At 72.9% G+C, this 19860-nt stretch carries 17 protein-coding genes; 10 read left to right on the top strand and 7 right to left on the bottom strand.

Annotated elements, in window-relative coordinates:
* Window positions 1–138 precede the first annotated feature (138 nt).
* Window positions 139–1077: a hypothetical protein gene (locus ACFVZH_RS07800; RefSeq protein ID WP_384894361.1), complete on the top strand. Its 939-nt coding sequence runs from the start codon at window positions 139–141 to the stop codon at window positions 1075–1077.
* A 171-nt stretch (window positions 1078–1248) separates the two neighbouring features.
* On the opposite strand, the gene ACFVZH_RS07795 is transcribed toward ACFVZH_RS07800, so the two are convergent.
* Together ACFVZH_RS07795 and ACFVZH_RS07790 are read right to left on the bottom strand one after the other, a co-directional pair.
* Window positions 1249–1896 carry a class I SAM-dependent methyltransferase gene (locus ACFVZH_RS07795; RefSeq protein WP_384894359.1) on the bottom strand — a complete coding sequence of 216 codons (648 nt, stop codon included), beginning with the start codon at window positions 1894–1896 and terminating at the stop codon, window positions 1249–1251.
* A 91-nt stretch (window positions 1897–1987) separates the two neighbouring features.
* Complete coding sequence (locus ACFVZH_RS07790; protein WP_384894357.1) at window positions 1988–2884, bottom strand: helix-turn-helix transcriptional regulator; 897 nt, start codon at window positions 2882–2884, stop codon at window positions 1988–1990.
* A 138-nt stretch (window positions 2885–3022) separates the two neighbouring features.
* Between ACFVZH_RS07790 and ACFVZH_RS07785 the strand changes: the two genes are divergently transcribed.
* Together ACFVZH_RS07785 and ACFVZH_RS07780 are read left to right on the top strand one after the other, a co-directional pair.
* Entirely contained in the window at window positions 3023–3802 is a 780-nt protein-coding gene (locus ACFVZH_RS07785) for an NAD(P)H-dependent oxidoreductase (RefSeq protein WP_384894355.1), read from the top strand.
* Window positions 3803–3912: 110 nt separating this feature from the next.
* Window positions 3913–4848: an ADP-ribosylglycohydrolase family protein gene (locus ACFVZH_RS07780; protein ID WP_384894353.1), complete on the top strand. Its 936-nt coding sequence runs from the start codon at window positions 3913–3915 to the stop codon at window positions 4846–4848.
* Between the two features lie 32 nt (window positions 4849–4880).
* On the opposite strand, the gene ACFVZH_RS07775 is transcribed toward ACFVZH_RS07780, so the two are convergent.
* The gene (locus tag ACFVZH_RS07775) at window positions 4881–5501 is read right to left on the bottom strand and encodes a phosphoribosylanthranilate isomerase (protein WP_384894351.1); all 621 of its coding nucleotides are present in this window, start codon (window positions 5499–5501) and stop codon (window positions 4881–4883) included.
* A gap of 239 nt (window positions 5502–5740) precedes the next feature.
* Here ACFVZH_RS07775 and ACFVZH_RS07770 point away from each other — a divergent pair, with 239 nt between their 5' ends.
* Both ACFVZH_RS07770 and ACFVZH_RS07765 read left to right on the top strand, forming a co-directional pair.
* Window positions 5741–7432, top strand: coding sequence for an acyltransferase (locus ACFVZH_RS07770; protein ID WP_384894349.1), 1692 nt, complete (start codon window positions 5741–5743; stop codon window positions 7430–7432).
* Window positions 7432–8034 (top strand): hypothetical protein, encoded by a 603-nt coding sequence (locus ACFVZH_RS07765; RefSeq protein WP_384894348.1) that lies wholly within the window; start codon window positions 7432–7434, stop codon window positions 8032–8034. Before ACFVZH_RS07770 ends, ACFVZH_RS07765 begins: the two co-directional genes overlap by 1 nt.
* Here ACFVZH_RS07765 and ACFVZH_RS07760 read toward each other — a convergent pair.
* A complete protein-coding gene (locus ACFVZH_RS07760) occupies window positions 8004–8978 on the bottom strand; it encodes an alpha/beta fold hydrolase (RefSeq protein ID WP_384894346.1) in 975 nt (324 codons plus the stop codon). The two genes, ACFVZH_RS07765 and ACFVZH_RS07760, sit on opposite strands and share 31 nt — an antisense overlap.
* A 78-nt stretch (window positions 8979–9056) precedes the next feature.
* On the opposite strand from ACFVZH_RS07760, the gene ACFVZH_RS07755 reads away from it, so the two are divergent.
* Window positions 9057–10064 (top strand): ArsR/SmtB family transcription factor, encoded by a 1008-nt coding sequence (locus ACFVZH_RS07755; RefSeq protein ID WP_384894344.1) that lies wholly within the window; start codon window positions 9057–9059, stop codon window positions 10062–10064.
* A 439-nt stretch (window positions 10065–10503) separates the two neighbouring features.
* On the opposite strand, the gene ACFVZH_RS07750 is transcribed toward ACFVZH_RS07755, so the two are convergent.
* Window positions 10504–11205 carry a sigma-70 family RNA polymerase sigma factor gene (locus tag ACFVZH_RS07750; RefSeq protein WP_384894342.1) on the bottom strand — a complete coding sequence of 234 codons (702 nt, stop codon included), beginning with the start codon at window positions 11203–11205 and terminating at the stop codon, window positions 10504–10506.
* Window positions 11206–11357: 152 nt separating this feature from the next.
* Window positions 11358–12170, bottom strand: a complete 813-nt coding sequence (locus ACFVZH_RS07745) for a hypothetical protein (protein ID WP_384894340.1) — start codon at window positions 12168–12170, stop codon at window positions 11358–11360.
* 235 nt (window positions 12171–12405) lie between these two features.
* Here ACFVZH_RS07745 and ACFVZH_RS07740 point away from each other — a divergent pair, with 235 nt between their 5' ends.
* Both ACFVZH_RS07740 and ACFVZH_RS07735 read left to right on the top strand, forming a co-directional pair.
* Window positions 12406–13665, top strand: coding sequence for an MFS transporter (locus ACFVZH_RS07740; protein ID WP_384894338.1), 1260 nt, complete (start codon window positions 12406–12408; stop codon window positions 13663–13665).
* On the top strand, window positions 13662–14879 hold the full coding sequence (locus ACFVZH_RS07735; protein ID WP_384894336.1) for a sugar ABC transporter permease: 1218 nt from the start codon (window positions 13662–13664) through the stop codon (window positions 14877–14879). The genes ACFVZH_RS07740 and ACFVZH_RS07735 overlap by 4 nt, the downstream gene beginning before the upstream one ends.
* 79 nt (window positions 14880–14958) lie before the next feature.
* Here ACFVZH_RS07735 and ACFVZH_RS07730 read toward each other — a convergent pair whose 3' ends face one another.
* Window positions 14959–16113 carry an acyl-CoA dehydrogenase family protein gene (locus tag ACFVZH_RS07730; protein ID WP_384894875.1) on the bottom strand — a complete coding sequence of 385 codons (1155 nt, stop codon included), beginning with the start codon at window positions 16111–16113 and terminating at the stop codon, window positions 14959–14961.
* 278 nt (window positions 16114–16391) lie between these two features.
* Here ACFVZH_RS07730 and ACFVZH_RS07725 point away from each other — a divergent pair, with 278 nt between their 5' ends.
* Together ACFVZH_RS07725 and ACFVZH_RS07720 are read left to right on the top strand one after the other, a co-directional pair.
* Entirely contained in the window at window positions 16392–18179 is a 1788-nt protein-coding gene (locus ACFVZH_RS07725; RefSeq protein ID WP_384894335.1) for a CoA transferase, read from the top strand.
* Window positions 18176–19840, top strand: coding sequence for a class I adenylate-forming enzyme family protein (locus tag ACFVZH_RS07720; RefSeq protein WP_384894332.1), 1665 nt, complete (start codon window positions 18176–18178; stop codon window positions 19838–19840). Before ACFVZH_RS07725 ends, ACFVZH_RS07720 begins: the two co-directional genes overlap by 4 nt.
* The last annotated feature ends 20 nt before the right edge of the window (window positions 19841–19860 follow it).

The raw sequence follows: 19860 nt of genomic DNA, 5'->3' as shown, positions 1-19860 counted from the left end.
GGGCCTGGCTGTTGCGCCCCCCACCCATCTCCCGCACGACGTTACCCGCCCCCGGGGGGGGGCCCCCCCCCGGGGGCCCCCCCCCCGCGGCATGCGACCTATACTCCCGAGCGTACGAACAGCATGGAGGACGCCCCGATGGACGCATTCGCGTCGATGAACGCAGGTCTGAGCCACGCCCTCCGCGTGGAACTGACGGTCCACGAGCCGAACGACTCCCTACGGGCCGACATCGCCTTCCAATGGCTCACCGAAGGAGTCGCCGCCGCCGACACCGAAGGGCTCCTCCCCGCACTGCCGGAGAGCCCACGCGTCGTCGAAACGGGATCGAAGAAGGTCCCCACGTCGGCGGCCGGCCGGCGCAACGGAGTCTTCGGCTTCCTCGACGTCTCCCCGGCGGACACCTTCGACGTCCTCTACAACCCCTACACCGCCGCCGCCCTGCCCTGGCTGAGGGACCACCTCGCGCGCGCCCCGGCATCCGCCGGCGCGCGGATCGGAACCATCGACCCCCACAGCGGCCGCGAAACCCGACACATCAGCCTCTCGGTCACCTTCGACGAGGACCTGCCGGACTACGTCAAACTCGCCTACACGCTGGACGAAGCCGAGCTCACCGCCCCCGACACCTCGGCCGCCGCCCACGCCCGCCTCCTCGCCACCATCCGCTGGGCCGCGCACCGCTTCGACATCGTCTTCGGCCACACCTCGTACGAACACGCCGGCGGCGCGACGGAACAAGAGCGCTACACCCGCGGCCCCGGACGCGTACCCAGCATCAACACCCCCCTCTGGCGCACCCGCCTCCGGGGATACTCCTGGCTGTCCGTCATCTCCGCCGACATCGCCCAGGCCCTCGGCGGCCGGCCGGCCCTCGAAGCCTCCGCCGCCTTCCACGAGATCGAACCCCTCCCCAACGGCTCACTCCTCCTGCTCGCCACCCCCCGCTTCCCGGACTACCGGGGCGACGCCGTCATCGCGGTGAAGCGAGCCCTGCGCGACGCCCTCATCGAAGGCGAACTGCGCCTGCCCCCGCCGGTCCCCGGGCCTCCCACCACCATGATCGTCTTCGAATGACGGCCATGCGCCCGCACGGCCGAGGAGCGGCGGCGCGGTAACGCCGCGTCCGGCGCGTGCGGGCGGGTCTGCGCCGGCCTATGCGTGCGGGCGCGGACGGGCGGGCGGCGGGGTACGGGCGTGCGTGCTTTGCGGGTATGTGCGGGCCGGTACGTGCGGCCCCGCAGGCGGCTACGCCTTGCGGGCGAGAAGCAGCACTTCCCGGAACTGACGCCGATCCGTCGGCTTCGGCTCGAGCACCAAACGCGCCGACTCCACCAGCCCTTGATCGCGCAACATCCCGGCGAAGTGATCAGGGTCCCAGCGGTAGGCCGTCACCACCGCATGGTCGTACGCCTCCGTCACATCCTGAGGTCCGTCCGTGGCCGAAAACGCGATCAACAAGTGCCCGCCCGGCGCCAGGACCCGCGCCATCTCCGCCAGGACCACCGGCACATCCTTCGGCGGCGTGTGAATGACGGACCACCGCGACAGCACCCCGCCGAGCGCCCCGTCCTCCACCCCCAACGCCGCCATCGAGCCGACCTCGAACCGCAGCCCGGGAAAAGCCTCCCGCGCGAGCCCCACCATCACCGGCGAGGCATCCACCCCGAACACCTCCAGCCCCAGCCCCTGCAAGTACCCCGTGACCTGCCCCGGCCCGCAGCCAAGATCCACCACGTCTCCACCCCCGCCCGCCCGCACCAACTCCGCGAACGCGCCCACAAGCGCGCGCTCCAGCGGACGGTCACCCAGCGGATCCTGGAACATCTGCGCGTACACCGCGGCCATGGCGTCATAGGCATCACGAGTAGCGCTCAACGTGTCGAGTTCGGTCACCCGGCGACCTTAGCGGCAGGCGCGAGGGTGTCCATCGGAATCCCCTGACCGAGCGCCTTCCACGGTGTCCGTCTCAGCGCAGCGGTGGCCCTCACCCACTCAAGCCTCCGACGGCACCTGATTCACCCTGCGTCACCCCAGGCCCGGTGACGTGCGAGTCCACCGGGGGCCGCGCGTCGGCGTCGTCCGCACCCAAGCCCGCGAGCAGGCGCAGGCCGTCCTCGGTGGGGCTGCCGGGGGCGGCCGACAGAACCAGCAGCTCTGTGCCGGATTCGTCGGGGAGGGCGAAGTTCTCCTGGTGGAGTTCCAGCAGTCCGACGAGCGGGTGCCGGTAGGTCTTGCGGCCATGGGTGCGGGCGCGGACGTCCGCGCGGGCCCAGAGGCGGCGGAAGCGCTCGCTGCCCATGGAGAGTTCGCCGACGAGGGTGGCGAGGCGGGGATCCTCGGGGTACTTGCCGGCAGCGAGGCGCAGGTGCCCGACGACATCGAGGGTGCACTGCTCCCAGTCGCCGTAGAGGCCGCGCTCGGCCTCCTCCAGGAAGATGTGCCGGGCGGTGTTGAGGCCGGGCAGCGGCCGGCCGTAGAGGAGCGAGGCGAGACGGTTGCCGGCCAGCACGTCCAGGCGGTGGTCCATGAGCAGCGCCGGCGCGTCCGTGACCAGGCCGAGAACGCGCGACAGCTCCGGCCGCACCCGCCCGCCCGGCGCCTTCGCACGGCGGCGGCGCTGCCGCGCGAGCCGGTGGAGATGCCCGCGTTCGGTCTCGTCGAGGCCGAGGACGCGGGCCAGCGCGTCGAGGACCTGCTCGGAGGGCTGCGTGGCGCGGCCCTGCTCCAGCCGTACGTAGTAGTCGACGCTCACTCCGGACAGGTGCGCGACCTCTTCCCGCCGCAGCCCTTCGACCCGGCGGCGGCTGTCCGTGGGAATGCCGACGGCCGCCGGATCGACCCGAGAGCGCCGGGTCCGCAGATAGCCCGCGAGATCGTCCATGCCCCCAGTATCACCGCGGTCGCACCGACGAGGGTGGCCCTGCCGATACCAGGAAGTCCCGTCCGATGGAAGCGGCGCCCCTGAACACCGGGCGCCGCGGAGCCCAGGATCGAAGGCATCCGATCCGAAGGAGTTCCCATGAAGACGCTGATCGTCCACGCCCACCCGGAGCCGAAGTCGCTCAACAGCTCACTGAAGGACCTCGCCGTGGCCACCCTGGAGGCCGCCGGGCACGAGGTACGGGTGAGCGACCTGTACGCGATGAACTGGAAGGCGGTCGTGGACGCCACCGACTACGGCCCCGACGCCTCGACCCCGCTCAAGGTGGCCCGGGACTCGGGCCGGGCCTTCGACGCCGGAACGCTCACCGCGGACGTCGTCGCCGAACAGCAGAAGCTCCTGTGGGCCGACACCGTCATCCTCCAGTTCCCGCTGTGGTGGTACTCGATGCCCGCCATCCTCAAGGGCTGGGTCGACCGGGTGTTCACCTACCACTTCGCCTACGGCGTCGGCGAGCACAGCACCACCAAGTACGGCGACCGCTTCGGCGAAGGAACCCTCGCCGGCCGCAAGGCTCTCCTGTCCGTGACCGCCGGCGGCCCGCAGTCCCACTACGCCGCCCGCGGCATCAACGGCCCCATCGACGACCTGCTCTTCCCCATCCACCACGGCATCCTCTACTACCCCGGCATCGAGGTCCTGCCCCCGTTCGTGCTCTACGGCACCGACCGCATGACCCGCGAGGACTACGCCGACGCCGCCAAGTCCTGGGAACACCGCCTGCTCACCCTGGACACCACCGACCCCATCCCGTTCCGTCGCCAGAACTTCGGCGACTACGAGATCCCCTCCCTCCACCTGAAGGACGGCCTGGAGCCCGACGGCCGCACCGGATTCGGACTGCACGTACGCGGCTGACCCACCCACGGGGGACACCCCTGAGCCCGGTGCAACCGGCCAGTGGATCCGTGGTGACCACGGATCCACAGAAGCGCCCGGTGCGTCCGGGGCGCGGATAGCCTGAGTGGATGGAGCGGATGCAGCGGGCGGCCGGCGCGGTCATCGGTTCAGCGGTCGGGGACGCGCTGGGCGCGCCCTTCGAGTTCGGGCCCCCCGGAGTGTTCTCAGCGCGCTTCCCCGATGCCGATGCCGATGCCGGTGGAGAGATGTGCGGGGGCGGAGGATGGGATCCGGGTGAGGCCACCGACGACACGCAGATGGCCGTCCTGGTCGCGGAGTCCCTGTTGGAGCGGAGCGGCTTGGACTTGCCGGACATCTTCGCCCGCTTCCAGCGGTGGGCGGCATCGGAGCCCAAGGACATCGGCTTGCAGACCGAGGACGTGCTCACCAACGGCATGACGTGGGACCTGGCTGCCGCGGTTCACTTCCAGGTGAACCAACGTGCCGCAGGCAACGGCTCGTTGATGCGGGCATCGACCGCCGCGGTCCACTTCGCTCCCGCCGGCCAGGCGGCGACCCTGGACGCCGCCCGCCGCATCGCCGCCCTCACCCACGGAGACCGCGCGGCCTGGGAAGGCACCGCGATCTTCCACGAACTCATCCGCGTCACGCTCGAGGAAGCCGACCCCGTCACCGCGCTCCCCGGCATCCTGGACCTCGTCCATCCAGACCACCGCGCGCGCTACGCCACCGTCCTCGCGCCCGACTGGCACCCCGACCGGGCGACCGAGTTCAACGGCGCCGTCTGGCCCTGCCTGGGCTCTGCCGTCTGGGCCCTGCGCACCACCACCGACTTCGAAGGCGCGCTGCGCGCGGCGATCGACCTCGGCGGTGACACGGACACCGTCGCCGCGGTGACGGGAGCCCTCGCGGGGGCGTACTACGGCCTGGACGCCATCCCCGACCGCTGGACCCGGCCGCTCCATGTCCCTCTTCCGGGATTCGGCGGGCGGGTGCTGCGCCTGGCGGACCTGCTCCACCTCGCCCAACGTCTCGCGGGATGACCCCGTCCCGGCTCGGGTCGTCCCGCCCCGGGTCAGGCGTCGAGCGGGGCGGCCTGCTTCGCGGCGGCGATGAACGTACGGATCCGGTCGTGGTCCTTGACGCCGGGGGAGGACTCGACGCCGCTGGAGACATCGACTCCCCAGGGGCGCGCCCGGCCGATGGCCTCACCGACGTTCTGCGGATGGAGACCACCGGCGAGCAGCCATGTGCCCTCAGGGCGTGCTGTCTCGAGCAGCGACAGGTCCCACGACTCACCGGAACCCGCCCGAGGCGAGTCGAGGAGGAGGACCTCCTCGCCGTACGCGCCCACACGGGTGTCGGGCCGCTCGCTCAACGACGTGGCCCGCCACAACCGCGGGAAGATGCCGGCCGCGGCCGCGAAGTCCTCCTCGCCGTACGCCGCTCCGTGCAGCTGCAGCGCGCCGAAGCCGAGCTCACCGGCGATGCGGGCGGCCTCCGTGGCGGGAGTGTCGTTGACGACGAGTACGGACAGGACGCCCGGCGGTACGTGCGCCGCCAGCGTGGCCACCCGCTCCCGGTCGAGCCCGCGCACGCTGGTCCCACTGATCACCAGGCCCAGGGCGTCCGCACCGGCCTCGACCGACACATCGATGTCGGCGACCGTCCCGAGCCCACACACCTTGACGAACACGCATCTCTCCTCTGCTGACCTCCGCGGTGGCGCCCTGAGCCTACTCACCCCGAGACGCCGTCGATCCCGGCGTGCTCGCCGGCCGCACCCCGAGCCCGGCCCACACGTCGGTCATGGCCGCCGAGGGTCTCGACGTACCGTGCGCAAGGAGAGAGAGAGGCTGCCTCCCTGATCGGATCCGAGATGCCGCGGCTGCATGGCGTATGCGCTTTGCGCATGTCATGGGTTAGGTTTGCGCCATGCTGGGTGTGGAGGAACTCCTCAGGGTGACGATCGCCGCATTGATGTCGCGCTCGGGAGAACGCCAGGGCGATCTGGCGGCGGGGCTCGGGCAGTCCCAGGCGCAGGTGTCGCGCAAGCAGTCCGGGCGGGCGCACTGGTCGCTGGAGGACGTCGATCTACTGGCCGCGCATTACGGACTGTCCGTGCTCGATCTGCTCGCCGGGCCGACCCACGCGGTGGGGGTTCTGCACGGCGGTGTACCGGCCCTGAAGTCGTCCGGCGAGCCCGCCGTCATGCCGCCGCCCGTGCAGTCGCCCCTCACCTCTGAGCCGCCGCGAGCGGAACAGCTCCTCGGCCCTGCCGTGGACAGCCTTTCAGCGCCATCTGTGGCTGAGTCCGCAGAGCCCGCCGAGTCCGCAGGATCAGCCGAGCCCGCCGCGGCGACGGAATCCGCGGAGCCTCAGCGGCCGACACCCGATCCTGCCCCCGTAGCGCTGCCGTGCGTGCTGTGCGGCCAGCCAGCCTGGGACGATGTCGACGGCTATCCGCAGCACCTGGATCCAGCCGAGTGCGCGGCCGCGGTCGCCGCCGCGAGTTCGCCCCAGCCGGCCGCCGCGGCGATTCCGCGGGCCGTGCGGGCTGAGGCCGCAGAACCGGCGCCCGGCCCTGCTGTCGGCAGTGCTTCGACCGGCCCCTTCGCAGGGCCCGATTCCGCGTCTCCGGCGCCCGGCCGTCCGGCGCGGTCTGCCCCGGCGTACGCCTCCACCGCGCTCGTCGACCAGATCACCGACCGTGTCCTCGACACCCTGGCCGAGTACGGCGGCGACGCCGATGCTGCGCAGGCGGTACTGATCAAGGCGGCGATTCCGGATGTGATGGCGCTGCTGAAGGTGTCCCGTGTGGGTGGTCGGTACGAGCACTCCGAGTTCCCGCCGACCGCCGACATTCTGCGGAAGAAGTCGCAGAAGGGCGCGGACGAGATCTGGGAGGGCCGCCCGAAGTGGCGCAACAGTGATCTGGTGGCGGCGGCGAAGCGTGGTGAGCTGGTCGAGGTGACGGCGCTCGACATGAACGCGGCGTACTTGTCGGCGCTCAAGGCGTGGTTGCCGATCGGTCAGCTCCGGGAGGACACCAGCGGCGTCCACGATCCGAGGAGGGCGGGCATGCACCTCGTCACTCCGTCCGCCTGGGACCACACCGACCTGCCGAACCCCCTGGGCAACCGTATGGAACCAGGGGAGTTGTGGGTGTCGGAGTCCACCCTCCGCCTCCTGCTCGACTGCGCCCGCCAGGGCCTGGCCGACGCCCCGGTGATTCATCGTTCCCTGGTCTCCGGCGCCACCGAGGGTCTGCTGGAGAAGCTCCGCCGCGCCCTCGCCGAGACCCGGAGGGCCGCTCTCGTGGAGGGTGACGAGCTGACGGTGACGTACGTGAAGGCCATGTACTCCAAGTTCGTCTCCACCATCGGCGAATCCAGCTCCAACCGCGAGATCCGGCGGCCGGACTGGATGCACATCATCCGGGCGAAGGCGTTCGCGAATCTGTGGATGAAGGCCCACAAGGCACACAAGGCCGGGCTTCAGGTCGTGGAGATCTCCGGCACCGACGAACTCCATGTCAGCGGCGACTGGCGTTCCGTCTTCCACGAGGGCCGGGATCTGAACGAGGTCAAGGAAAAGAACACCTACGTTCTCGGAGGTAAGCGGTAATGGCAGGTTCTCCGGACCTGTGGTCCCGGTGGGGGCAGTGGCAGAAGACGGACGTGAGCGGGATGAAGGGCGGCGAGGCCCTGATCCTGGAGCTGAACCGCATCGTCCACACCTCCGGCATCGCCTCGCCCGTCACCTCCCGGCGCGGCCTGGGCGCTCGACTGCGCTACCTCGACAGCCCCGCCGGCCGCGCCGAGCTGAAAGCCCAGGGGATCTCGGCCCGCACCATCCGGTCATGGATGAAGTCGAAGGGCCAGGTCTCCCCGACACCGGCGAGCCGCGAACGGATCGACGCCGCGTACTGGCACCGCCGCCGCGAGAACCTCATCCGCTCGGGCTGGCTCGTGAAGCACCTCGACAACGACGGCCGCGGCCGTCGTATGGAGATCTACCCCGTCGACCAGACCCGGGTGGAAGCCAAGTACCGACGGGACCTGAGCACCCGTACCGTCACCGTCCGGTACATCTGGCCCGACCTGGTGGACGCCTGGGCCTCCCGTAACGCGAACCTCGTCGACGAGATCTGGGACGACGTCATCTCCGACCTCGACTCCGACTACAACGCCTACTCCTACGTCTCCTCCGTCGGCATCAACGCCTGACCGCCCCGCGACCACTGCCGCTCGCGACCACTTCCGCCCGCGCGCACCCGCGCGCAGACACCTCGCTCCGGCACCGGGAACGCCTCGATCGCCTCGATGAAAGCGGTGGGGGCGTCGAGCCAGGGATAGTGCCCCGACCCGGGCAGCACGGTCAGGCGTGCGCCGAGAAGCTCGGCCGCGTGCGCCGCGGAGGCGGCGGTGGGCCACAGGTCGTGGGCACCGGCCAGGATATGTACGGGGATGTCGAGACCGGCCAGGCGCGCATGGAGGGCGGTGAACTCGGCCTCGGTGGGTGCGTAACCGGCGTAGTGGGCCTCACTGGCGGGCAGCGAACGCTGGGCGGGGTCCGCGGCGGCGTGTGCCTGCGCGACCGCGTCCCAGCGGCCGTACATGAGGGGTTCGAAGGCGAGGCGGTGCGGGGCGGCCTCGGCGAAGGAGCGGGCGGCTTTCATGGCCCGGTACGCGGTGACCGCCCGGGGGTACCAGGGTTCGCCGGCCCGGCCCGCGAGTACCTCTTCGGCCGCGGTGTCGGACGGCAGGCCGACCGCGGCGAAGGAAGGGGTGACCAGGGTCAGGCTGTTCAGGTGCGCGGGGTACGCGGCGGCGTACAGCAGGGCCGTGCCGCCTCCGGCGGAGTGACCGAGCAGGTCGATCCGGTCCAGGCGAAGCTGCCGCCGCAGTGCTTCGACGTCCTCGACGAGCCGGTCCACCCGGCAGGTGCCGAGGTCGGCGGGCAGCGCGGAGGCGCCGGTGCCGCGGCTGTCGGGAACGACCAGCGTGCGGTGGTCGCTGAGACCTCCCAGGTCTCCGAGGTACTCGGCCGCGCGCCCGGGGCCGCCCGGCAGGCAGACGAGCGGGGGCCGCTGCGGTGAGCGGTCGGCCGCGGGCGCGCCGAACACCCGGTAGGCCAGGGTCGTGCCGTCGTACGAGGTGAAGAACTCCATGACGGGCAGCCTGCGCCCGCGCCGCCGCCGACGGCTACTGTTCAGCCAGGGCTACATGATGAGGGAGGGCGCCGGTCCATGGCCGTGGAGATCAAGCTGACGGCCGCCGAGGTGGCACGCGTGCGGTTCGCGGTGTCGCCGCTCTCCGAGACCGTCCTGGGCGTGCGCCTCGCGCTGCGCGCGGGCGGACACGCGGTCCACCGGCGCTGGGTACACGAGGCCCGGGAGGTGCTGAGCACCGAGCCGGACGCCGGGCTGCTGCGGCTGCTGCTGGGCGGGAGCCCGCCTTCGTTCCTCTTCCCGGTCCCGGAACGCCGACTGCCCGACCCCGCCGACGAGTTCGCCCGGCTCGCGGCCACGGATCCGGACTTCTTCCGCACCGAGTGCGTGGCAGGACTGGGGACCGCAGCCACGCGTCGGCTGGGCGACCCGCGCGAGGCGCTGCACCGGATCGGGACAGCGCTGCGCCGCTGCCACGACCTGCTGGTGGCCCCGCACTGGGGGCGGATGCGCGCGGTGCTCGACGCCGACGTCGCCAAGCGGGCACTCGCGCTCGTCGACGGCGGTGTGGAAGGACTCTTCGCCGACCTGCACGGCGACGTGGCCTGGCGCGAGGGCGAGCTACTCGTCCACGGTCGCCGCGGCACCGGTGACGCCCCGTGCACCGTGGAGGCGGACGGGCACGGCCTCGTCCTCATGCCCTCGATCTTCACCTGGCCGCAGGTACTCGTGGACACCTCGCCCATCGGCGCCGCCTCGATCCGCTACCCCGCCACAGGCATGGGACTGCTCTGGGAGGAGGAACCCCCGACCCCCGACGGCCTCGCCCTCGTGCTCGGCCACACCCGCGCCGCCCTCCTCGCCGCCCTCGCCGAACCCATGAGCACCCCCGCCCTCGCCGCCCGCCTCGGCGTCACACCCAGCGCCGTCTCCCAACACCTCGGCGCCCTACGCGCGGCAGCCCTGGTCGCCACCCACCGCACCGGCCGAACCGCCCTCCACCTGCGCACCTCCCGCGCGACCCACCTTCTCCACGGCGAGAGTCAGGCCCCCTCGGACAGCGAGCCGGCGGGCATCGGCACCTGAGTCGGCAGAAACTATGGTGGTCGGCTTCTTCATTTCTCCACCGGATTTCAGTGTCCTCACGAGTGGTGCGCGCTCCCGTGTTCGTGCTCCGTGACCCGAGGGGTCCCCGTAGGTGAAGGGCGGTCGTCCTCCCTGATCGGCCCGACGGCTGCCCCGAGCGCGTACGAGCCGACGAAGACCAGCACCAGCAGGGCCAGGAACCCCCACACGGCGGCGGGAGGCCCGTACCGGCGTCGGGTGCCTGCCGAACGCGGCGGCCGCGAACCGGACTCAGAATCAAGGGTGTTGTCCATGGCCTGCCCTTTCGGAGTGCTACTGCGGCGTGGCTCGGATCCGACGCGCCTCGTGAGGAGTCGGATCGCCGGGCGGGACGGTTCCGGTGGACGGGTCGGGCCCCGGTGGTGCCGGGACCCGACCCGTCATCCGGTCGGTACGGAGGTCAGGCGAGGGCGGCCGCCCTCGTGAACCGCCTGGGCGCGGCTGGAGCGGTGTTCGCGGGCGTCGACTTCGTGGCCAACGCGTGGGGATGGTCCTCACCCCGTAGCAGGGAAACCAGGGACGTCCGGGCGCGGGCCACGCGGGAGCGGACGGTGCCGACGGGACAGCCGATGGCCTCGGCGGCCTCGGCATAGGGCAGGCCGAGGAGTTGGGTGAGGACGAAGGCGTCGCGTCGTTCGGCCGGGATCGAGGCCATGAGTTCCGCGAGGGCGACCCCGTCCTCGAATCCGGGGAGGCCGAGCGGCTGGGTGTGTTCCGCTTCCGTCTGCCAGTCGTCGCGGTCGGACAGCCGGGGGCGGGCGGCGGCGCGCCGCAGGCTGTCGACGACGGTGCGGCGGGCTATGGAAAGGATCCAGGTCCGGGCCGAGGAACGCCCTTGGAACCGGGGCAGCGCGGCGATCGCGCGCAGGAACACCTCCTGGGTGAGGTCGTCGGCGGCCTGGCGGTCGGCGCTCAGATAGGCCACGTACCGCCAGACGTCGCGGTGCAGGGCCCGGACGAACAGATCGGCCTTGGCGGGGTCGCCGTCTCGTGCGGCCAGCGCGAGCAGGGTCGTCGCCGCGTCGGCGTCGGCATCCGGTGTACGAGCGGAGCGGGACGGCTTCTTCGGTCCCTGGGGGAGGCTGTCGTGGGCAGGAGTCATCGCCACAAGTCCTTACGAGGCAAGGGGAATCCGGCGGCGCGCGCGGGAGCACGAGGGCGCCGGTGAGGGGTCGCGGCCTGCCGTGAAGGCATGACCTGTACCCGAGCGACGGCGGGGAGTTCGTGCGCCGTACGAGCTCGGGGAGCCGGCTGTCAGAAGACAGCGAGGGCTCGTGGGGGACCCCGGGAGATGACGGAATGGGCGAGGAGGAGCTGCCGGGGCGGGCGTTCGTCGGCGGCCCGAACGGGCCCGATCCGAGGACGCTGCGGCGGTACGGGGACGACGGCGACGAGCAGGAGCCACAGCGGCCACAGGGGCCGGCGGCGCGAGAGGGGCAGGGACCGCAGGAGACGGAAGGCGGCTCGCTCGCCGTACGCCATCCACAGACCGCTCAGGAGTGCGGCGAGGAGGTGGGCCGACAGCATGCCCAGGGACGAGGGCATGTTCGTCATGTCCTGCGCGACGGCCTGGTGGACAACGCCTTCGGAGGCGGACGGCATGTGACTCATGGTCATGTGCCCCATGGCCATGTGACTCATGGTCATGTGCGCCATGTCCGCGTGCCCCATGGCCATGTGCGCCGTGGCTGTGTCTGCCGCCTTGCCCGTGTGGCTCATGGCCACGTGTGCCAGGCCCGCGTTACCCAGGCCCATGTGCCCCATGGCCGCGTGACTCGTCGCAACCTGGTCCGTCACTGCCTGAGCCGTCGACGCCCGGACCGTTCCGAGAGGAGCCGACGGCGAGGCCCCGTGCTGCTGAGACCAGGAGAAGACCGCGTGCAGTGCGCTCTGGACGGCCATGGTCGCCACCGTCACCGCGAGGAGGCCGCGCTCGCGCCCCGCCAGGAACCAGGCGGCGGCGAGCGTCCCGGCTAAGGCCGGAGCGAGCACCGCCGGGGGCAGGTCGTGTCCCGACATCAGGACGTGGCCGGTGGCCGCGAGCAGCACGCAGACGGCCGCGAACATCGCGGCCCGGGCTCCTCGCGAACATCGGCCTGGTGTCATCGCGCGCCCATCCTTGCACCTCTTCGGAGGCATGAGGGCGGGTACGTCGGCGAAGGTCGCCCCCTCGACCTGTCGGGGTCATGAGTACGCGACTGTGGCGCGCCCCACAAGAGCACCTCGGGAACTTCTCGCGCTGTCGCGACGACTTCTGGACGTCGACGACGGGCGGTCCGGCCGTCGCGTGGGAGGGGGAACGGTGAAGTCCGCAGGTACGGCGGCGGCCGAGGGATCAGCACGCGAGGGGGCCGTGCGCGTCACGGTTCCGCGTGGTCTCACCGCGCTTCTGACGACGGCCATGGCCTTCTCGATGATGCAGCTCTTCCTTCTCGGAGCGCTCGGGCCGCGGCTCGTCGACGGTCTCGGTGTGTCGGAGACACTGCTCGGCCTGACGACCACGGTCGGGTTCGGCACCGCCGCCGTCCTGTCGCCGGCCGGCGGCCGGATCGTGGACCGGGTCGGCCCCCGTCGCGCGCTCGTCGCCCTGCTCGCCGTCTCGGGAGCGGCACTCGGGCTGATCGGCGCGGCTCCCGGGCCCGCGGTGCTCCTCGCGGCGGTGGCGCTCGGCGGCCTCCCGCAGGCACTGGCCAACCCGGCGACGAACAAGGCCATCCTGGCGGCCGTCCCGGCCCCGCGCCGGGGCGCCGTCACCGGCGCCAAGCAGTCCGGCGTCCAGCTCGGCGCCTTCGCGGCAGGGCTGCCCCTCGCGGCCGCGGCCGGCCTCCTCGGCTGGCGAGGCGCGGTGTGGGTGGCCGCCGTGGCGGCGGTCGCCGCCGCCTGCTGGGCCTGGCGAGCGCTGCCGACGGACGCGCCTCCGACGGACCCGCTCCCGGCGGACCGGTCACCGACAGTCGGCACCACCCTCCGTGCCCAGGCCCCGCCCGGCAACCCCGTGCTCTGGCTCGCCGCCTTCTCGGTCTTCCTCGGCGCGGGCATCGCCTCGGTCAACACCTACCTGGCGCTCTTCGGCGCCCAACGGCTCGGCATGGGGCCGACACTGGCGGGCGCGCTCGTCGCGGTCCTCGGCGTCGCGGGCGTCGCCGGCCGGGTCGGTTGGTCCCGTGCCGCCACACCCGAACGGGCTCCGTGGCTCCCCGGGCTGCTCGCGGTCGGGGCCGTAGGCGCGGCCGTGCTCCTGGCCGCGACCGTCAGGGTGGAGCCGTTGGTGTGGGTGGCCGCCGTGGCGGTGGGCGTGTTCGCGGTGTCCGGCAACGCGGTCTCGATGGTGCTGGTGATGCAGCGCTCTGCGCCGGGGCGGGCAGGGCGGGACACGGCGCTGGTCGCGGCCGGGTTCTTCGCCGGGTTCGCCGTGGGGCCACCGCTCTTCGGGCTGCTCGCCGAACGCGACCGGTACGGCGACGGTTGGATCCTGGTCGCCGCCGAGTTCGCCGTCGCGGGGGCCGTCGCCTTGCTCTGGGCGGTCAGGGACCGCCGTACGGACCGAGGTGGCGAGGCGTGAACGAGGAAGGGCTGCGGGGCGCGCACGGAGCGGGGCCGCAGGGCGTGTGCGGAGACGGGCAGCGGGGCCTGAGCGGAGACGGGCAGCGCGGCGCGGACCGGACGGGACGCCGCGACGTGGACAGCACGAACGGCTGGGCCGACGAGGCCCTGCGTCTCCTCTTCCGCCGTGTGGAGGAGACCGCCGGGCAGGTCGGCGGACGCTTCCCGTTGTACGCGGACCCTGACGACGGTCGCTGGACGACCACCGGGCGAGGGTCGTGGACCGGTGGCTTCTGGGCCGGCCTGCTCTGGCTCCGCGCCCGGCACACCGGCCGGGAAACGGACCGCGCGGCGGCGTCCGCTGCCACGGTCGGACTCGCGCCATGGGCCGAGGCCGACACCGCGACCCGCGGCCTCATCCTCTGGTACGGGACCGCATTGGCCACGGAGGACGACCGGGCTGACGCCCTGCGCGATCACGCGGCGAAGGCCGCGCTCGCCGCGTGGGAACCGGCCGTCGGCCTGGTGCCGTGGGGTGCGGCCCTGGGCGGGTCACGGCTACGGGCCCGCGCGGACGGCGTCCCCGGACTCGTACCCCTTCTGACGTATGCCGGACCGGAGGGGCGGGCAGCGGCCGCCGCGCACCTGCACCGTCACCTCGACCTGTGCCTGGCGGGGGAGGAGGGGCAGCGGCCCCGTCCGGCGTGGCACTGGGCCGAGGCGCGCGGGGCATGGGCGGCGGAGATGGACCCCGCGCCCGGCTGGGCCCGGGGCGAGGCGTGGCTGTTGCTGGCGCTCGCGGACGGTCTGCTCCGGGCGGAGAGCGAAGCGGGGTGGCGTACGGACCGGCTCACGGCGTGCACGGAACAGCTGATTCGGGAAGGGGAGTTCCTCGACGGCCCGCTGGTCCCGCCCGCGGAGGCCCCTGCCCCGGACGGCCCGGCCGACACCTCAGCCGCAGCCATCGCCGCGGTCGCGCTGCTCAAACTCGCGCGCATCCCCGGAACCAGGAGGGCGACGGAGTACGCGGCCCGCGCGGAGGCGGTACTGCGCCGACTCGTGGACGCCCACCTCACCCGGCCGGGCGGTACCCGGCCGGCCGGCATGCTCCTGGACGGCTGCTATGAGGCGAAGAGCGGCATCGCCGTCCGCCACGAACTCGTCTGGGGAGACTTCTTCCTGGCCCTCGGCCTGGCCGCGCTTCGCGACACGGTCGACCTGACGCACGTGTGAGCCCTCGCGCGCATGTGAGACGTCAGGCTGCCGGCGTGAGATTTCGCGTGGGCGCGACACGTCACGCCCGTGTGAGACCTCACGCGGATGTCATGTCCGGTCCCTCCCGCCGGCTCCGCAGCACGCGCCGGGCGACGGAGGAGACATGCTGTTCGTCCGGCCCGTCGAGGATCCGCGCCGTCCGCCCTGTACGGAACAGCGCGGGCAGCGGAGTGTCGGGTCCGAGTCCGGCGGCGCCGAAGACCTGGATGGCCCGGTCGGCGACCTCCTGGAGCGTGCGCGCCGCTGCCGTCTTCGCGAGCCCCACCTCCACGTGGGCGTCGCGGCCCTCCGCGACCTTCGCCATCGCCTCGTACACCAGGGGGCGGGCGGACCGGATTGACAACAGGGACTCGAAGACGTGCTGTTGGACGAGCTGGCGGTCCGCCAGGGGGCCGCGTGCTCCCCGCCGCTCCACGGCACGTGCGCACAGCAGGTCGAAGGCGCGCTGCGCCTGGCCGATCCAGCGCAACGCGCGGAGGGTTCGGCCCAGTTGGAGTCGTTCGCCCGCGATCGCGAGGGCCTGACCGGCCTCGCCGACGAGATGGTCCTCGTCGACGTCCACGTGGTCGAACTCGATCTCGTACTGGCCGGTGGCGCCCAGGACGGGGAGTTCGCGGACCACCCGGAAGCCGGGGGCGCGGGTGGGGACGAGAAGCAGGGACAGCCCGTCCCGGTCGCCGACGGCGCCGCTGGTGCGGGCGAGCACGGTCACCAGGTCCGCGTCCCCCGCGTTCGAGACGAACCACTTGCGCCCCGTGACGGCCCATCCGCCGCCGGTCCGAGGCTCCGCGCGGGTAGCGGTGAGGAGCGGCTCGGTGCCGGGGGTGTCCGGCTCCGTCATCGCGTAGCACGTGCGGAGTTCGCCTGAGACCAGGCGTCGGAGGTACTCCGAGCGCACCCGCGAAGAGCCGTGCCGCGCGAGCATGGTCACGTCCAGCAGGGAGGCCGACCCCAGGGCCGCCGGGCCGTGGTCGCTGGCACCCTCGGCCTCGGCGATCGACGCGTAGGCGCTCAACGGAACGCCTCCACCGCCCAGTTCGGCGGGCAGTGGCAGGGCCCACACTCCGGCGTCGAGGGCCTCCGCGCGCAGTCGCCCCCGTAGCTCCGCTGCCGCCGGTCCGCCCGCGTCGAGTCGCGGCTCGCACGGGAACACCCGGTCGTGGACGAACCCGGAGACCCGCTTCCCCAGCAGGCCGACATCGAGGCCGGTCTCGCGGCCGACGCTGAGGCCGGTGTCGAGGCCGGTCTCCCGACCGACACTGAGGCCGACATCGAGGCCGGTGTCGAGGTCGTGGCCCTGACCGACCGGCGTTACGTCATGATCCGTCACTGTTTCCTCCGTCTTGGGAACTCGACAGAACACGCGTCCGACTGCCTGCCCGTGGAAGTGGTCGGCCCTACCCGGCCGCCGGTTCCCACGATCGTCACAGTCCCGTGCGCCGGCCATCGGCGCGCGAGGAGAGGAGAGGCATGGCGTCATCAGTGACCGCCCACACCCCGGGCGGCCGTCCGTTCGGCGTCCCGGGTCCGCTCGACGGACTGCGGTGCGACATCGGCGGACCTCCGGCCCTCACGCGGGTCGCCGCCGACCACCTGAGGCGCCTCGGCGGACGGGTGCAGGACACGGACGCGGGCGAGATCACCCTCAGCGGCGGCGGGTTCGCACAGGTCACCGCCCGAAGCGCATGGGGTGCCCACGGCACCGGAGTCGAGGACGAGGCCACCGCCCAGGCCGCCACCGGCGTGATGGCCGTGCACGGCCGCCGCCACGGTGCCCCTCGCGGCCTCGGCGTCGACTACCTGGCCACGGCCACCGGCGTGCTCACCGTCCAGGGGCTTCTCGCGGCCCTCGTCGCCCAGGCGCGTGGCGCCGACGGACCTCGCCAGGTGACGACCACGGCCGACGGCGCCGGCCTGCTCGCCGTCTCCCAGTACCTGGCGGCCTCGGGGGCCGACGAGCCCGAGGCCGTCGAACTCCTGCCTGGTGGGCCGCCGTTCACGTCCCTCGAAGGCGTCGTCTTCGAGCTGGAGACGCTCGACCCCGGAGCCTGGGCCGACTTCTGGAGTGCCCTCGGCGCCCCCGCGGATGCGATACGGGCGGGTTGGCGGCCGTTCCAGTTCCGGTACGCGACGGCCTGCGCGCCCTTCCCGCAGGTCCTCCACCAGGTCACCCGTACGCACTCGCTCGAGCGGATACGGACGGCCGCCGCCGCATCGGGCGCCGAGGTGTGCCGCCTGCGTACGCTCGCGGAGCGCGCGAAGGAGGGCGACGGAGCCGATCCCTGGTCCCTCCGGCCCCTGCGGCCCGGCACCTCCGTGACCGCGCGCCGGGCATCCCTGTCCAGGCCGCTGGACGGCATGACCGTCCTGGAAGCCGGACGTCGGATCCAAGCGCCTTTGGCCGCACACCTGTTGGGGCTGCTCGGCGCTCGTGTCATCAGGGTCGAGCCGCCGGGCGGTGATCCGCTGCGCGGCATGCCGCCCGCGTGCTCCGGTGTCTCCGCCCGCTGGCTCGCCCTCAACCGGGGAAAGGAAGCCGTCGAGATCGACATCAAGGCGCCCGGAGACCGCCGTCGGCTGCGCGAACTCGCCGCTGAGGCAGACGTGTTCCTGCACAACTGGGCACCGGGCAAGGCGGCCGCGCTCGAACTCGACGCCGAACACCTCGCCGCCGCCAACCCCGCTCTCGTCTACGCCTACACCGGTGGCTGGGCCGACCGGATCCCGGATGCCCCCATGGGTACGGACTTCATGGTGCAGGCCCGCACCGGTGTCGGTGAAGCCGTCCATCCCGAGGGCGAACCTCCCGCACCGTCCCTGATGACCCTGCTCGACGTCCTCGGGGGCCTGCACGGCACCGAAGCCGTCCTCGCCGGGCTGCTTCTTCGGGAGCGCACCGGTCACGGCGTACACGTCGAGTCCTCGCTCATCGGCGCGGCCGACACCCTGCTGGCTCCCGCCCTGGAACAGGTGCGCCGAGGTCTCGACGCGCGCCCGGCCGCCGGATTCCGGCACCCCGCGCGGACCTCCGACGGGTGGATCGCGCCGAGCGACGACTGCGCGGCGGCCACGGCCGCGTACGACCTGAGCGGGATGTGCACCGAGGACGCCCTGCACCAGCTGCGCGCGCACGGCCTGACCGCGACCGCCGTCACCACCGACCTGTCCGACCTCCACCACGACCCGCGCCTGTCCGGCTCGATCAGCCGGGACGCGCACGGTGCCCCCGCCGTTCCCGACCCCTGGAGCCTCGCGTGACCGTCACCCTCACCGACCTGCTGCCCGCCGGACTCCGCCGCTCGTGGGCGGTGGACGGCACCTGCCCCGACCTCGACCTCTACAGCCTGTTCCGGGCCCGGCAGATCGCCGACCTGCACCGGACGGCGATCCACGACGCCAAGGGCAAGCTCTGTTACACGGCGCTCGACCGCAAGGTCCGCTGTCTCGCCGAGGGACTGCGCGGCCTCGGCGTCCGCCCCGGGGACGTCGTCGCCGTGCAATTGCCCGACCACCGCGACGCCGTCATCGCCGACCTGGCGGTCGCCGCCCTCGGCGCGGTCGTCCTGCCCTTCCCCGTCGGGCGCGGCGCCATGGAGGCGGAGTGCCTGCTGCGCCGGGCGGAAGCCGTCGCCGTCATCGCCGTCACGGAGCACCGGGGCCGGGCCCACGCCGCCGACCTCGTCGCGCTCGCCCCCGCTCTGCCGGCCCTCCGGCACGTGATCTCCGCCGGGCCGGGAACACCGCCTGAAGGAACGATTCCGCTCAGAGAACTCCTGCGTACCGACCCCACCGGCTTCGTCGCGGCCCGCCCCGACCCCGACGCCGCCGCCCGCATCCTCGTCTCCTCCGGCTCGGAGGCGGAGCCGAAGATGGTCGCCTACTCCCACAACGCCCTCGCCGGCGGCCGCGGCAACTTCCTCGCCTCCCTCATGCCCGACGACACCCCTCCGCGGTGCCTGTTCCTCGTCCCGCTCGCCTCCGCCTTCGGCTCCAACGGCACGGCCGTCACGCTCGCCCGCCACGGCGGATCCCTCGTCCTGCTCGACCACTTCACCCCCCAGGCCGCCCTGGCGGCGATGCAGGAGCACGCGCCCACTCACGTCCTCGGCGTCCCGACGATGATCCGGATGATGCTGGCGCACATGGAACGGACGGAGGAGCGCGTGCCGGCGCCGACGGCACTCGTCCTCGGCGGCGCCCCCCTCGACGAGGCCACCGCCTCCGCCGCGGCCGAAGCCTTCGGCTGCCACGTCGTGAACCTGTACGGGTCGGCCGACGGAGTCAACTGCCACACCGGACTCGACCACAAAGTCCCGCCCACGGACCGCTCCGGTGTCGTCGCCGGCCGCCCCGACCCGCGCGTCGCCGAGATCCGGGTCGCCGCCCCCGACACCCACGAGCCGCTTCCCGAAGGCCAGATCGGCGAGATCGTCTCGCGCGGCCCCATGACACCGCTCTGCTACGTCGCCTCGCCCGAGCTCGACGCCCGCTACCGCACCCCCGACGGCTGGGTCCGCACCGGAGACCTCGGCTACCTCGACGACGACGGCGTCCTGCACGTCGTCGGACGCCTCAAGGACGTCGTCATACGCGGCGGCGCCAACATCAGCCCCGCCGAGGTGGAACACGAACTGGCCGCCCACCCCTGCGTCCGCGACGTCGTCTGCGTCGGCGTCCCGGACCCGCTGATGGGGGAGCGGCTCGCGGCGTGCGTGGTGGCCCGGAGCGGGGAGCGGCCGACGCCGGAGGACCTGAGCGCGTACCTGACCGCCCGCGGCACGGACCGCTACAAGCACCCGGAGCACGTCATCCTCCTGGACGCGCTCCCGCTCACCGCCGCGGGCAAGCCCGACCGCGCCGCACTACGGCGCCGGGCCGCTGACGAGAGGCCCGCCACCACCGCGCCCGCCCGGGGATGACCGAAGGGGGAGGGGCGCGC

Source organism: Streptomyces sp. NPDC059534 (assembly GCF_042743475.1).
GTDB lineage: Bacteria > Actinomycetota > Actinomycetes > Streptomycetales > Streptomycetaceae > Streptomyces.
This window is presented reverse-complemented; position numbering and strand designations above follow the sequence as displayed.